We start from the raw sequence: 15,080 nt of genomic DNA on the forward strand, positions 1-15,080 counted from the left end.
TATTTGCTGACTTAGCTCAGTTGGCAGAGCACGTCACTAGTAATGATGAGGTCGAAGGTTCGAATCCTTTAGTCAGCACTAATATTTTTAGTTAACAGTGTCCATTGGATGCTGTTTTTTTATTTGTTGATCTGTTCAAATTCTGGTATGATTGTATACGAAAAGAAAGACAACGGGGTGTAGCCGTTGTCTTTCAATCGTGAGTGGAACACGTTACTTTTTTAGCTAATCATGATTGATAGTCATGGTTAGCTTTTCTTATAATTTGGTATGCTTTTGCAACGGCAAGAATGATCTTATCCAGTCGCAAGATAAGCACACCGATAATAGCAATCAAAGATGTGTTAACTTTCCTAATAGTTTCACACGGTCTCACCTCCGTGTAGTGGAATGGTGAAAGGTAAGCCGTTGTGTTCCATTGGTCTCACTAAGCCAATTCATAGGGTAGCTAACTCTAATCATTAGCCTAAAATGTACGAATTAAGTGGGTTGATTCATACATACATGATTAATCTTATCGATAGTGTAAAGCTAATTAACCTAGTAATTGCCGAATCATTTGCATGAAAACTTTTACTTTATTGTTTGGATGTTTTTCCGCTAGAATTCCATATTCTACCTCAATATTAGTTTCCAATGGAAGCGTAACTAGATTTGGGTGAATGTTTTTCCAAGGGGTTAAATTAATTAAGGCGACATTTTCATCGACGGCCTGGTTAAAGACATTGATATCATAACGACCAATGGTGTATTCAATTGAAATATTAGGATTAGTCGCTAATATTTGTTGACATAATTGGTCGTTTTTTTCACTGATGCCTGGTGGGACCATTAATAGCGTTTGATCTTGTAATTCTTCTATTGAGACTCTTTCCTGCATAGCCAGTGGATTATCACTGCGGACCGCAATGCCAAATTGATAAGTACCTAATGGGATCGCTTGAACAAGACTTCGGGTGGTAGCCTGGTCAAAGGTTCCAATCATGAGATCGCATTCCCGTCCTAACATGGAATATTCCCGATTACTAGCTGTTAGATCTCCAGGGAGCTGGACAACCTGCAATTGATAGTTAGGTAATTGGCCCTTAACCTGATTCCAAGTTTCCATAAAGGGGGTGCTGGGGTGAAGGAGGGAGGTACCTAGCCGAAGTGTTTGGATTGTTTCTCCAGTTTTGTGACATTCAACATATACTTCATCAGTTAAACTAATCACTTTTTTAGCATATTTTTGAAAAATTTCACCACCTGGAGTCAGTGTAACCCCAGTACTGGAGCGCTCAAACAATTTAAGGTCTAGTTCTTTTTCTAAGCGGTTGATTTGCTTCATCACTGCAGTACTTGACATAAAATTTTGTTCAGCTGTTTTGGTGAAACTACCGGATTTAACAACCGAAATAAAGGTTCGCAAATTATTGGTGTCCACTGTTATCACCTCCGCATTAACTATTGGTTAATACCATCTTAACTATGAGATTCTTCCATGTCAAGAAGCATCGTTTCATAATAAAGACATCAAATGAAGAGGAGGTCTCGTTATGAAACGAGTATTAATTTTAGGCGCCACAAGTAATATCTCACGTTATTTAATTCCTAAGTTAATGCTCCCAGATATCTTTTTGACTTTATTTGCCCGCCACGGACAAAGGCGACTTAATAAATTCTCAAATCAAGCTAATGTTCAGATTATGAGTGGCGATTGGAATAATTTGAACGATCTGCAAAGTGCCATTATGAATCAAGACATCGTTTTTATGGCAACTGGTCAATTTGTTCAGGCCAATAAAAATGTGGTAGCAATTATGCAAAAATGTCAGGTCAATCGATTAATTGTTGCCAGTGAATTAGGGATTGAAAATGAAGTTACTGGTCGGTTTGGTCAATGGAACGCCCGAATGATGGGTAACAATCAAAATTTAATTGATGCAGCTGAAATTATTAAGCAGAGTGGTTTAAATTATACTCTGATGCGAATGGCGTGGCTGTATGATAAGGAAAATGATGAACGCTATGAATTGATACCTTCTGGGCACCCATTTCTGGATACTCAGCTAACTCGACAAGGGGCTGCTAAATTTGTCGCTGATGTTATTCGGGATCCTAACTTGGCCGCTTATGAAAGCGTTGGAGTGGCTGAGCCTGATACCCAATGGGATAAACCAGCATTTTATTGAAAATTGATTTGAATTACTACGAGGGGAGAGAAATAAATGGCAAGTAATATTCTAATTGCATACTTCAGTCATTGGGGACATAGTGAAAATTTTGCCCAACAAATTCAAAAGTTGACGGGCGGGGATCTATTCGAAATTAAAACGGATACTTTTTATCCCGGACCCCATGATCCCTGCTCAATTCAGGCCCATAAAGAGCAGTTGGCTGACTTTCGTCCAGAATTGACTAGTCAGGTCAAAGATATGGATCATTATGATACAGTCTTCATTGGTCATCCGATCTGGTGGTATCGGGAACCAATGGTCATTCGGTCTTTCTGGGAGGCTTATGATTTTAAAGGGAAAAAAGTAATTCCATTTGCCACTTCTGGTGATGTGGGGATTGAAAATACTGAAAAAGATACGAAAAAATGGCTTCCTGATGCAGATGTAAGAGCTGGATTGCGGCTTGGTACCCATGCTGTAGAGACTAGTATTGTTGAAATTCAAGCTTGGTTAAAAAGAGATGAGGTGATTTATTGAAAAAACTGATTACCTTAATTTTAGTATTATTGTTTTGGACAGTGCCCACTAACGCACATGCTAGTACAAGGGTAACCACTACGGATGTAGTTGGAGTGTGGGTCAATCATCATGATAAGGATATTCACCAGCAGATTACTTTTACTAAGGATCATCATTGGCGAGAAAATCAACATCATCAAAAAGATATTTATAAGGGGACTTGGAAGATTACTGGAAAACATGAGATCACATTAGCTCCCTATGGTGAAGTGATTCGATTTAGTAAAAACAATCAGGTTATGACAGTAATCAATTACGATCACGTTTTAACCAGAAATAATCACTAAACGAGAAAGGATTGAAAAATGAATCAAAAAACATCAGTTGAAATTATTGTTAATAATGAAGTTAAATTATCAGCTCAGTTTGTTGATAATGCCACAACTCGGGAACTGATTTCCCGAATGCCATTTACCATTAAGATGGATAATTTATATTCACGGGAAATGTGTCATCGCTATGGACATGGCGGGATACCGGTGGATGATGCTAAAAACCGAGGCTATCAGATTGGAGATATTTCCTATTGGCCACCAATGGGGAGTCTAGTATTTTTATATGAACAAAATGAGGAGGTCTTTGAACAACAACCGATTGGTCATATTGATAGTGATGTCAGTTTCTTTAGTGGAGTTAAGTCAGCTGAAGTAACCTTTCAAGTTAAGGATTAGGCAAAAATTAAATTAGGAGGACATAAAGATGTCAGTAGAAGGAAAAGTTGTTGTAATTACAGGTGCTTCATCCGGAATCGGGGAAGCAACGGCTAAATTGTTGGCGGCTAATGGAGCCATGGTGATGCTAGGAGCCCGGCGCGAAGATCGCCTTTATAAAATTGCTGATGAGATTAATGTTAAGGGGGGACGGGCTGATTTTCGGACGGTTGATGTTACTAATCCTGCAGATGTTCAGGCCCTAGTTGATGCAGCTAAAGATAGTTTTGGTGGCTTAGATGTCATTTTTAACAATGCTGGGATCATGCCTAACTCACCAATGAGTGCGGTGCGGACGGATGAATGGAATCAAATGATTGATGTAAACATTAAAGGAGTTTTGAATGGGATTGCGGCAGTTATGCCAACCTTTACTGCACAAAAGCATGGTCACATCATTACCACATCTTCGGTCGCTGGATTGAAGAATTATGTCGGTTCGGGGGTTTATGGGGCAACTAAGTTTGCTGTTAAAAACGCCATGGAAGTGACGCGGATGGAAAGTGCCAATGAAGGGACCAACATTCGGACGACGACCCTGTATCCAGCCGCAATTAATACGGAATTGTTAGACCATATTGGGGATGAAAAGACGGCGACGAATATGAAGAACTTCTACAAACAACACGGAATTTCTCCTAATGCCATTGCACGAGTTGTTAATTTTGCGATTGATCAACCAGAAGATGTTGATATTGCAGAATTTACCATCTACCCAACTAACCAGGCTTAGTAATCAAGCTTTCTAATTGAAGATATTTAAAAACCAGGCAGCATTTTGCTACCTGGTTTTTGGATTAGATAAAATTAATTGCTTTAAGCCACTGATCAACGTCGTTAGTATTGTGTAAGATTTGACCAGTTTTGACGGTTGTTTGATAGTTGTTTTCCTGAATAGTCCGTTCAATGAACGATTGGGAACGCGAATAGGTAGATCCACCAGAAGTTGCAAAAGGTGCTAATACCTTCCCATTTAAATCTAAGTGATCAATGGTATCCGCAATTAGGCGTGGCGGAATTCCCCACCAGATTGGGTGCCCAATAATCACTTGATCATACCCTGTTAAATCAGGTAGGGTTTGGGGATCAACGGGGACTCGACTATGATGTTCATGTTGTTCAATCGTCGTACGGGCTTGTTCATCATGCCAGTTTAAATCAGCGGGAGAATAGGGCTCTAATGCTTTAAGTTCGACCATCTCTGTCGCCAATTTATTAGCGATAATTTCGGCTAGTTGTTTTGTAGTTCCGGTACTTGAAAAATACAATACAATGGTTTTTGTCATTTATGCTCACCTCTCTTGGATATATCCTACTACCTAAAGCTAACTTTAGGTCAAGCAAACCGGCTTTGCTTATTATGGTTGGAGCACAATCCGGCCAACTTGTCGATTACTTTGGAGATCCTGATAAGCTGTAACGACCTCTGATAGGGGATAGGTTTTTGCAACATGTGGGGAAAAGTGACCGTCCTCAACATTTTGTAAAATATAATCTACGGCTTGCTTGCGTGCCGTTGGGTTTTCTACTACTTCGCTGACGGCCCAACCTCGAATGGTCAGGCCTTTGCCGATTAATTGGCTAACTGGTAGCGGCGCCTCTAGACCATTAATAACCCCATATTCAATGATCATCGCCTGCGGAGCGGCAGCCTCGGCTAAATCAGTAATGGTATCACCGCCAAGAGGATCAAAAATAAGGCTAACCCCTTGACCAGCAGTCAATGAATTAATTCGCTCACGCAGGTCAGCTTCGCCCGTAATAATTATGTGCTCCTCGGGTAATCCAGAAATCGTTTTTAATTGCTGGGCTTTTTCGCGGGAACGGGTCGTTGCGAAGACCTGGGCACCAGCGGCTTGAGCGATTTGAATCGCAGCCAAGCCGACTGAGGAAGTACCAGCAACAATTAAGACCCGATCCGTTGCGGAAATGTGCCCGAGATATTTTAAGGCATAGGCAGTTAGATAGGGAACCCACAAAATCGTTGCTTGTTCAGGTGACAGATTGGATGGGGTTAATACTAAGCGATCAGCTGGGACGATAATTTCGTCTCCAAGGCTGGGGTAGCGATTAAAGTCATAGGGACCGATGGGGGTTACAGCCTGATTTAACCACTTGGGGTCGACATCAGGACCAACCTCAGTCACGATGCCAGTGGCTTCATAACCTAATGGATAGACATCATGGTGGTCTGCTTCACCGGGTAAGCGACGTCCGTTGATAAAATTAAGTTGATCACCAGTGATGGTGGTACTGAGGACTTTTAATTTAACTTCATTGTTCTTGGGATCGGGTAAGACTAGCTGGTCAAGTTTTAAGTTGGCCAAACCTGATTCATGAACCCGTGCAATTCTTGCCATTGATTTCACCTCCATATATCTATATTATAGCGAAAAAGACCGTAAAATCAGATTATTATTGCTTGTTTACAAATCTTGTTATAATGAAATCTGGACTGAATAGACTTGGAGGAAAATCATGAAACTAATCTCATGGAATATTGATTCTTTAAATGCCGCTTTAACTGGGACCTCAGACCGATCTGAACAGACTCGCGCGGTATTAAAAACGATTGCGGCCCAAGACCCAGATACGATTGCCATTCAAGAGACTAAACTGGGGGCTAGTGGTTTGACTAAGAAGCATCAAGCGGGACTAGCAGAATTTTTTCCTGGTTATCAATACGTGTGGCGGTCTTCAGAAGAACCGGCTCGCAAAGGCTATGCAGGGACTTTGTATTTATATAAAGATGAGTACACTCCAACTGTTACTTATCCGGTCATTGATGCGCCCAGTCCAATGGATCAGGAAGGACGAATTATCACCCTTGAATTCCCGGATTTCTTCTTAACAGAAGTTTATACGCCGAACGCAGGAAATGGCCTCAAGCGTCTCGCTGAGCGGGAAGTTTGGGATGATCGCTTCCGGGAGTATTTACAGTCTTTGGATCAAGAGAAACCCGTATTGGTTTCTGGTGATTTAAATGTGGCGCATGAAGAGATTGATTTAGCTCATCCCGGGAGTAACCATCATTCCGCTGGGTTCACGGATGAAGAACGGTCGCACTTTACTAAACTATTAGCAGCCGGCTTTACGGATACTTTCCGCCAATTAAATCCCGATGCGGTGGGCAAATATACCTGGTGGGCCCAACGTTCTTTAACCAGTAAAGTAAACAATTCAGGGTGGCGGATTGATTATTGGTTGGTTTCCAACCGGTTAGCTGATCGCGTTACTAATTCGACGATGTTAGATTCAGGGGAGCGGCGGGACCATACGCCGATCATGTTAGAAATTGACTTGCAAGCAGATTAATAGACATTCATCCAAGGCTTTGTTAGGATAATTCAATATTATTGATGAATGGAGAATTTAATCATGACTAAAGCTTTGATTGTTTTAACTAATGTTGCCAAGTACGACTCTCTTGACCGTCCGACTGGATTGTGGTTAAGCGAATTAACGCACTTCTATGATGTTATGCGCGACCATCAAGTGGAAGTTGATTTTGTTAGTCCTACAGGCGGTTATATTCCCCTAGATCCACATAGTATGATGTCAATGGATGCGACGGATTGGAAGTACTATCAAGACCCTGATTTTCGCAATCAGGTCTTAGGGGCCACCTTAAGTCCTGATCAGGTGGTTCCTCAGGATTACGACTTGATTTATTATGCTGGTGGTCACGGGGCCATGTGGGATTTCCCAGCTTCAACTGCGATTGCTGATATCGCTAGCCAGATTTATCAAAATAATGGGCTGGTGGCAGCCATTTGCCATGGGGTAGCCGGTTTGCTACCAATTAAGGATGAAAAAGGAGAGCCATTAGTTGCTGATAAACTATTAACGGGCTTTAGTAATGTCGAAGAAGCGGCTAATGAAACGACGGATGCAGTTCCGTTCTTAGCAGAAGATGCCTTAAAAGAATTAGGCGCCAACTATCAAGCAGGCCCATCTTTTACTAGCTGTGTGCAAGTTGATGGCCGTTTATTAACGGGTCAAAATCCCCAATCAGCTCGTGATTTAGCGGAAAAGGTAATTGAACATTTAGGATAATTTTTCAGGACAGGTGCGAAAACGATCGCATCTGTCCTTTTTTCGTTATAAAATAAAAGGGTAAGAAAGCGTTAACATCTGCTGGCTTACGGAAAGCGGTTTGACAGATTAGATCATTCTTACTATAGTCTAATTAAATCGTAATTTGATAGTTGATGTGTCAAGAACACTCGCTGAATCATCCACAAAGGGTGATTTGAGGAGGTGGAGAAGAGTGTTTAAAAAGGTTTTGGTAGCTAACCGTGGTGAAATTGCCACGCGCATTATCCGCGCTTGTCATGAACTCGGGATTAAGGCCGTGGCTGTTTATCCCAAAGAAGATGAATTTAGTGCTCATCGTCAGGCGGCGGATGAAGCTTATTTAATCGGTGCCGGACAAGCGCCAATTGATGCTTATTTAAATATTGACGAAATTATTCGCGTTGCCAAGTTAAGTGGCGCCGAAGCGATCCATCCCGGATATGGTTTTTTGGCCGAAAATGCTGATTTAGCACAAGCTTGTGTCGATAATGGCATTAAATTTATTGGTCCCAAACCGGAACACCTCCGGATGTTTGGGGATAAACTAACAGCGAAGCAAGTGTCTATTGATGCCGGCTTACAACCGATTCCCGGCTTAGTTGGCGATATTGATGATGTTGATCAAGTCCGAGAATTTGCTCATCAGCATGGTTATCCCATCATGATTAAAGCGGCTAACGGTGGTGGTGGTCGTGGGATGCGGATCATTAATGATGACCAAGAATTAGTCGCGGAGTATGACCAAGCACGTGATGAGGCGATGAAGGCTTTTGGATCCAGCAAGATGTATGTTGAAAAAGACATCCAAAATCCTAAGCATATTGAAGTGCAGATCATAGCTGATGAACATGGGCATGTTATGCACTTGTTTGAACGGGACTGTTCAGTGCAACGCCGGCACCAAAAAGTGATTGAATTTGCTCCCAGTGTAGTTTTGAGTCCCCAACGTCGTGCTCAAGTCTGTCAAATGGCAGTCAAGTTAATGGAGAGTGTCCATTACCAAAACGCGGCTACGGTTGAATTCTTGGAAACGCCGGAACAATTCTACTTCATCGAAGTTAATCCCCGGATTCAAGTGGAACATACGGTGACAGAATTAATTACCGGGATTGATTTGGTTAAGACCCAACTTCAAGTTGCCGCGGGTGAAGATTTACACGCCGACATTCATTTACCGCAACAAGCTGATTTGAAATACAATGGGGCCGCCATCCAATGCCGGGTGACGACCGAAGATCCGGCCAATAATTTTATGCCGGATACGGGTAAAATTACGACTTATCAAGCTCCAGGTGGACCGGGAGTTCGTCTAGATGGCAATGTCTATCCTGGTTATCAGGTGACGGAATTCTTTGACTCGCTGTTGGTAAAATGCTGTACCAAAGGGGAAGATTTTGATGATGCTCGAGTGAAAATGGTACGGGCACTACAGGAATTTACTGTGCGGGGCGTCAAGACGAATATTCCATTTATGGAAAATGTTTTGCAAGATCCAACCTTTAAGCAAGGGGATTGTTCCACTACTTTCATTGATGAGACACCAGGACTCTTTAATTTCGAGAATCAAACGGATGCTAAGGCTCAATTAGTTAATTATATTTCCAATGTGACCGTAAACGGCTTTGCGGGCGTGGAGCAGCGACCTGAATTAACGCTTCCCGAAATGAATGCTCCGCGTTTGGATCAAATTGAACCGACGACACCAACCCCAAGAACGGTGAAGGATATTTTAGATGCTGAAGGGGCGGAGGCGGCTTTAGCCTTCGTGAAAGAGCAACCGAAAGTCCTATTGACGGATACGACGATGCGGGATGCCCACCAGAGCCTCTTTGCAACGCGGATGCGGACCTATGATATGCTACCGGCAATGAAGGTGTATGATCAAGCCTTGCCACAGTTGTTCTCGGTAGAAAGCTGGGGTGGCGCCACTTTTGATGTTTGTTATCGGTTCCTTGGCGAAGATCCTTGGGTGCGGTTACGTTTATTAAAAGAGTATATGCCACATACCTTACAGCAAATGCTATTACGGGCTTCCAATTCAGTCGGCTATCAAAACTATCCGGATAATGTCTTAAAACGGTTTATCGATCACAGTGCCAAAAGTGGGGTCGATGTTTTCCGGATCTTTGATTCTTTGAATTGGATTGAACAGATGCAACGGAGCATTGATTATGTTCGGGAAACCGGTAAGATTGCCGAGGGGGCAATGTGCTTTACTGGTGATTTCTTAAATCCAAATGAACATAAGTATACTTTGAATTACTATCTTGATCTGGCCCAGTCCTTAATCGATGCTGGGGCCCAAATGATTGGGATTAAAGATATGGCTGGTTTGTTAAAGCCGCAAGCTGCTTATGAGCTGGTGGGTGAATTAAAGGCCAAGTTTGATGTGCCAATTCACCTACATACTCATGACACGACAGGGAATGGGGTGGCGACATATGTATCAGCTACCCAAGCAGGAGTGGATATTGTTGATGTTGCCATGGCTGCCATGGCTGGGACGACTAGTCAACCAAGTTTGGGAACCTTCTATTACGCTTTAGAAGGAGATGAACGGCAACCAGCACTTAACATGAATAATGTGGCGCGACTCAATAACTACTGGGCAAATGTCCGACCACTATATCAAGACTTCTCCAATGGGGTAAATGCTCCACAACCTGATTTGTATCAAACGGAGATGCCCGGTGGTCAATATTCGAACCTACAACAACAATCAAAATCCTTGGGAATTAATGATTTTAGCAAGGTGGAAGCCAAATATCGGGAAGTTAACCAATTACTGGGTAACATCATCAAAGTAACGCCAAGTTCGAAAGTGGTTGGCGATATGGCGATTTTTATGATTCAAAACCAATTGGATAAGGACAATATCTTAACCAAAGGGCAACAAGTGGACTTCCCTGATTCCGTGGTTAACTTCTTTGCGGGGGATCTAGGGCAGCCATATGGTGGTTTCCCAGCTGATCTGCAAAAGGTCGTGTTAAAGGATCATCCGGCAATTACCGTGCGACCAGGGAGTTTAGCTGACCCAGTTGATTTTGCGGCGGTCAAGGCAGAATTAGCTGAGAAGATTCATCGTGAACCGACGGAAGATGATTTGCTCGGTTACCTCATGTATCCAAAGGTCTTTGTTGATTACTTCCATAACAATGAACAGTATGGTCCATTGATGGATTTGGATACGACCACTTATTATCAAGGAATGCGTCCGGGAGAAGAAATTCAGATCCAATTGTCAGCCGGACAAACCATGCTTTTGAAGTTGCTCTTTGTAACACCAGCTGATGCAGATGGTTACCGGACCCTTTATTATGAATTAGATGGGCAAGCCTACCAGATGTCAGTGAAGGATCAAAGTCTTAAGGGCCAGGTTGTTAGTGTCCCGAAGGCAGATCCCGATGATCCTAGTCAAATCGGGATGCCGTTGAACGGGACCGTCGTTAAGGTCAATGTCAAGGCGGGTGATCAAGTTAAAGTCGGTGATGTGCTTGTTACTACTGAGGCGATGAAGATGGAATCGGCCGTTAAAGCACCCTTTACAGGAACGGTGCAAGAAGTATTGGTTAAAGTTGGCGATACTTTAAAGAGTCAAGATTTACTATTAACCTTAGCTAAATAATTTTTATCATAATTAAAGCGCTCAAGTTATAGGATATGGCTATTATCCTTCCATAACTTGAGCGCTTATTCATTTTTAAATTTTGTTGGTGATTGCTCCCAGAAAGGACTGGGCCAACCTAGTATGTCGATGATTCTTTTTCCAGATCATTTTGATCCAAACCGGTTTTAAGGATTGGAGTAGCATAAAAATGAGATCGTCCATATGAAAATATCGTCAAAGATTTAAATGGCTATTTATCTAATAATGAACTAATTAGTGGGTTGCCATTGCCTATAAATAAATTAGGTGAAAAGAACTAGCTTAAGAAATGGGTGCAAAATACTAGTATCCTAATGTAGATAAATATTGATGACTAGCTAATTGCTCCTGACAATCAAGTTGATTTTTGAGATTGATCTCATAAATTGTGGTGGCGGATGGATTTAGTAATGGGATCACACTCGGCCAATCAATTTTACCGGTCCCAATTGGCAAACTATCATGAGTTTGACCCAAGGAATCAACTAAGTGGTAGTGATAAATATTATTTTTAAGGTGGCGCAAGGAAGCTACTAAGCGTTCATTATCACCATGTAAACTGATAAAAATATGCGAAACATCCGCGACCAAGCGAAATTGGTGGCGGATGATTTCGTTTTCTACTTGAGGATCGCCATAAGCAAAGACCGGGGAGATAGAATTTTCAAACATGACGTGATCACTACCGAGTTTTTTTAATTGGTCTAAGCGGTGATAGCAGGCTGCTTGAGCGTTTTGTAAGCTACCATAGGCTGAAAGCATAGCCTTGAAACCATGCTCACCGTCATAGGATCCATGGATTAAGCATTGACTATCAGTAGCAATTGCTAAATCAATTAGTTGATGCGCGGTGGTCATTACGAATTCATGCAATTCTGGGAATTGCTGCTCTGGAACAATTAATTCACTATGATAACCTTTGAAGTTCATGGGTTGATGTAAGACGATGTTAGTTACTCCCTGATCTTGAACATATTCAATCGCTTGGCGGAGATGTTGGATGCCTTGGGAAGTAAAATCAGGCACGTCCGTAAAAAATTCGAAAACATCGGGATGGTATTGGAGCCGGTCTTTAATTTGGCCCCAATCACTACTAGCCTTGAGTCCTAGTAACATAAACAAAACTTCCTTTGCTAAATTTTATGGTGGTACTTAAATTCAATAAAGATAAAGAAAACAATACAGATAATAGCGGAAATCGCCACAATCCCAAAGGCCCCATTCCAATTGTTAGAGCCAACAATCGAGCCAATTCCATAGGAGGCAATTACTTCTCCAAAGGCATAACCAAAGAATCCAGAAAGGCCGATACCACCAGCAACTGATTCAATTGGGAGAACATCCATAATCACAATGCCCATTAAAACCTGTTGGGCATAGATACAAATCCCCATCAAGCCTAAGAGTAAGTAGGTGATTGTCACACTGTGGGTTCCAGCGTAGAGAGGGGTTGCAATTAAGACTAAGGTCGAACAAGCCAAGGTAATTGGGACCCGCCGTCCTTTAAGGACCTTATCGGAAAATAGCCCAATTAGAATGGTTCCGGGAATGGCCGCATATTCAAAGACCGTATAGCCAGTATTAGTAATCACTGATGAGAACCCTTTTCCCGTCGATAGGTAAGTCGGAATCCAATTTTCAATCCCGTAACGAAGGATATAGGAAAAAGCATTCATAATACAAAAGGCCCAGACAATGGGGTTTTTAAGAATGTTATCGCGAAAAGCGCCCCAGGTCGTTTTGTGCTTGATGTTCTTCTGTTCATCTTTATTTACTCGAGGCAGCCCGACCGATTCGGGAGTATCCACACCCATCGTCATGACGATAATCGCCATCACAATGGAAATAATCGAGGGGATCATAAAAATATTCTGAATATTAGCGGCCCCGTAGATCGATACTATCGTTGCCACGATAATCGAGGCTGTCCCGGAACCGATATTGTGGGAAATGTTCCAAGTACTGGTCGCCGTTCCTAAATTCTCGGCATCAAACCAGGTCGCCAGTGATTTCTGGCAACTCGGCGCCCCAAACCCTTGGGTAATCCCCACAAAAATCATCAAAATAATCATGACCCCAAGACTATGGGTATAGCCGAAACACCAGTTAAAAATTGCGGAGAGAATCAGGCCGATTCCCACGGAAAAGCGGGGATTCATACGGTCAACTAATAAGCCGACAAAAAACTTTCCAATCCCATAAGAAATTGCTAATGCCGATAGGACTAAACCAACCTGGGCAGTTGTAAATCCAGCATATTTAGTTAAGTGGGGCGAAGCTAAGGTGAAGTTGGATTTAACAACATAATAAGCAGCGTAGGCTAAGATAGTGCTGATAAGGATTCGACTACGATATTTAAGATATGCCCGAGGTTGCTGGTCATTGGGAATAAGTTGAGTAGCAGGTGCACTGGGTAATAACCAATTAAACATGTTTAAAGCCTCCTTTGCAAAGTAATCGCTTTCATGATTTTGGCTTTATTATATAACACTAGTAGCTAATAATGAATGGCTATTAAAGTTTTAAGGTTTATAAAAAACTTGCCTGTTGATAACGATGTTGGTAAAATAACCATATCACCAATGTTAATCCGATTAACATTGGTGATGAGAAGGTTTGGACCAAGGAGAAATAATAATGAGTGAGAAACAGAAGTTTCATCATGGGGATCTAAAAAATGCTGCTCTTAGGGAAGGCCTGAAAATTATTGAAACTAGTGGCTATCAGCAGGTTAAAATTAAAACGATTGCTCAAGCTTGTGGGGTTAGTTCGCCGTCAATTTATCGCCATTTCAAGAGTAAAAAGGACCTAATGAATGCTTTGTTAGTTAAAGTTTCAGAACTTTTCTATGATTATTTGGATTGCCAGGATGATCAAGCAAAATCTCCCAGAGAAGAATTAATTGCTATGGGAATCAGATTTATTCGATTTTCGCAGGACCAGCAGCATTATTTTGAATTTTTATTTAATAGTGAGTTCGCTTATAAAGTTAACTATGATCACGAACAACTTTCGGTGAAGATGGTTAATCACAATAGCTTTTCATTATTTGAGAAGACGGTGAAACGATATTTATTAGCCATGCAAGTTAAAGATAATATGGAAATGCATGTTATCAATTTGTGGTCATATATTAGTGGGCTCGCAAAGGTATCAGATCTTATCGAGAGTAGCAATAAAGAACAACAGTTAGAAGATTACGTTAGGGATATGATGGCTATTTATACTAGCGGGATCAGTAAGGCATAGATTTAAATACGGGGTGAAAAATGGATATAAAATACATAATGCAGGAACGGCATACTGTTAGAAAATATAAGGATGAACTAATTAGTGCGAATATCAAGGATAAAATCAACGCAAAAATAATAGAATTATGTCATGCTCACGATATTTCGGTGGATTTAGAAACCGATGGTAAGACGGCTTTACGGGGGATTATGACAAAGTTCATGTCCAGTAATGTTAAAAATGTGATTGCTTTTAAAGGCGACCGTTATCAGGTTGGGTACGTCGCTGCGGAGTTAATGTTATTTATCCAAGAGTTAGGCCTAAATTCTTGGTTTGTCGGTGGGAGCATTAATCGCAAAAAATTAGGCGAAGATGTGGTGGCGCTTCTTGCTTTTGGCTATGGTCAAACGAATGGTAAAGGCCATCAAACTAAAACCATAAGTCAAGTCAGTGATTACCAACCGAATAGATTTCCCGAGTGGTATTTAGTAGGTCTGAATGCAAGTCTTTTAGCGCCGACGGCTTTTAATAAACAACATTTTTATGTTGATTATAATAATGGCAATCCACAAATACATGTGAAAACAGGTCCTTACGCAGAGCTTGAGGCCGGCATCTTAAGTTGTTTTTTTGAAAAGTCTTCTGGTCATAAGCTAACTTATGGTGAAGCTTGATATATTA

Annotated in this window: 15 protein-coding genes and 1 tRNA gene; 11 read left to right on the top strand and 5 right to left on the bottom strand. The window is 41.6% G+C overall.

Features of this window, described 5'->3' with window-relative positions; all coding sequences use genetic code 11:
• The first annotated feature begins 5 nt into the window (after nt 1–5).
• Nucleotides 6–78: transfer RNA gene (locus PS3_RS07535), tRNA-Thr, on the top strand.
• A 457-nt stretch (nt 79–535) separates the two neighbouring features.
• Here PS3_RS07535 and PS3_RS07540 read toward each other — a convergent pair.
• A complete protein-coding gene (locus PS3_RS07540; protein WP_040468645.1) occupies nt 536–1,423 on the bottom strand; it encodes a LysR family transcriptional regulator in 888 nt (295 codons plus the stop codon).
• A gap of 112 nt (nt 1,424–1,535) precedes the next feature.
• On the opposite strand from PS3_RS07540, the gene PS3_RS07545 reads away from it, so the two are divergent.
• From PS3_RS07545 to PS3_RS07565, 5 genes are read left to right on the top strand one after another with little or no spacing between them, the layout of a single operon-like run.
• Nucleotides 1,536–2,171: an NAD(P)H-binding protein gene (locus PS3_RS07545; protein WP_040468646.1), complete on the top strand. Its 636-nt coding sequence runs from the start codon at nt 1,536–1,538 to the stop codon at nt 2,169–2,171.
• A gap of 36 nt (nt 2,172–2,207) precedes the next feature.
• On the top strand, nt 2,208–2,693 hold the full coding sequence (locus PS3_RS07550; RefSeq protein WP_040468648.1) for a flavodoxin: 486 nt from the start codon (nt 2,208–2,210) through the stop codon (nt 2,691–2,693).
• Complete coding sequence (locus PS3_RS07555; RefSeq protein ID WP_040468650.1) at nt 2,690–3,022, top strand: hypothetical protein; 333 nt, start codon at nt 2,690–2,692, stop codon at nt 3,020–3,022. The genes PS3_RS07550 and PS3_RS07555 overlap by 4 nt, the downstream gene beginning before the upstream one ends.
• An 18-nt stretch (nt 3,023–3,040) precedes the next feature.
• Nucleotides 3,041–3,406, top strand: coding sequence for a cyclophilin-like fold protein (locus tag PS3_RS07560; protein WP_040468651.1), 366 nt, complete (start codon nt 3,041–3,043; stop codon nt 3,404–3,406).
• Between the two features lie 28 nt (nt 3,407–3,434).
• Nucleotides 3,435–4,178, top strand: coding sequence for an SDR family oxidoreductase (locus tag PS3_RS07565; protein WP_040468653.1), 744 nt, complete (start codon nt 3,435–3,437; stop codon nt 4,176–4,178).
• 64 nt (nt 4,179–4,242) lie between these two features.
• On the opposite strand, the gene PS3_RS07570 is transcribed toward PS3_RS07565, so the two are convergent.
• On the bottom strand, nt 4,243–4,731 hold the full coding sequence (locus tag PS3_RS07570; protein ID WP_007122547.1) for a flavodoxin: 489 nt from the start codon (nt 4,729–4,731) through the stop codon (nt 4,243–4,245).
• A 72-nt stretch (nt 4,732–4,803) separates the two neighbouring features.
• Nucleotides 4,804–5,805 (bottom strand): zinc-binding dehydrogenase, encoded by a 1,002-nt coding sequence (locus PS3_RS07575; RefSeq protein WP_050950894.1) that lies wholly within the window; start codon nt 5,803–5,805, stop codon nt 4,804–4,806.
• A gap of 118 nt (nt 5,806–5,923) precedes the next feature.
• On the opposite strand from PS3_RS07575, the gene PS3_RS07580 reads away from it, so the two are divergent.
• The 3 genes from PS3_RS07580 (at nt 5,924) to PS3_RS07590 (ending at nt 11,147) form a co-directional block, all read left to right on the top strand.
• Nucleotides 5,924–6,760, top strand: a complete 837-nt coding sequence (locus tag PS3_RS07580) for an exodeoxyribonuclease III (RefSeq protein ID WP_007122548.1) — start codon at nt 5,924–5,926, stop codon at nt 6,758–6,760.
• Nucleotides 6,761–6,823: 63 nt separating this feature from the next.
• Nucleotides 6,824–7,501, top strand: coding sequence for a type 1 glutamine amidotransferase domain-containing protein (locus tag PS3_RS07585; protein WP_007122549.1), 678 nt, complete (start codon nt 6,824–6,826; stop codon nt 7,499–7,501).
• 214 nt (nt 7,502–7,715) lie between these two features.
• Nucleotides 7,716–11,147, top strand: a complete 3,432-nt coding sequence (locus tag PS3_RS07590; protein WP_007122550.1) for a pyruvate carboxylase — start codon at nt 7,716–7,718, stop codon at nt 11,145–11,147.
• 324 nt (nt 11,148–11,471) lie between these two features.
• Here PS3_RS07590 and PS3_RS07595 read toward each other — a convergent pair whose 3' ends face one another.
• Together PS3_RS07595 and PS3_RS07600 are read right to left on the bottom strand one after the other, a co-directional pair.
• Entirely contained in the window at nt 11,472–12,290 is an 819-nt protein-coding gene (locus PS3_RS07595; protein ID WP_007122551.1) for a TIM barrel protein, read from the bottom strand.
• 11 nt (nt 12,291–12,301) lie between these two features.
• A complete protein-coding gene (locus PS3_RS07600; RefSeq protein WP_007122552.1) occupies nt 12,302–13,600 on the bottom strand; it encodes an MFS transporter in 1,299 nt (432 codons plus the stop codon).
• A gap of 205 nt (nt 13,601–13,805) precedes the next feature.
• Between PS3_RS07600 and PS3_RS07605 the strand changes: the two genes are divergently transcribed.
• Together PS3_RS07605 and PS3_RS07610 are read left to right on the top strand one after the other, a co-directional pair.
• Complete coding sequence (locus PS3_RS07605; protein ID WP_040468657.1) at nt 13,806–14,417, top strand: TetR/AcrR family transcriptional regulator; 612 nt, start codon at nt 13,806–13,808, stop codon at nt 14,415–14,417.
• Between the two features lie 20 nt (nt 14,418–14,437).
• Nucleotides 14,438–15,073, top strand: coding sequence for a nitroreductase family protein (locus PS3_RS07610; RefSeq protein WP_040468658.1), 636 nt, complete (start codon nt 14,438–14,440; stop codon nt 15,071–15,073).
• Nucleotides 15,074–15,080 lie beyond the last annotated feature (7 nt).

Origin of the sequence: Limosilactobacillus gastricus PS3, assembly GCF_000247775.1 — a bacterium.
In the GTDB taxonomy this organism is placed as follows: domain Bacteria; phylum Bacillota; class Bacilli; order Lactobacillales; family Lactobacillaceae; genus Limosilactobacillus; species Limosilactobacillus gastricus_A.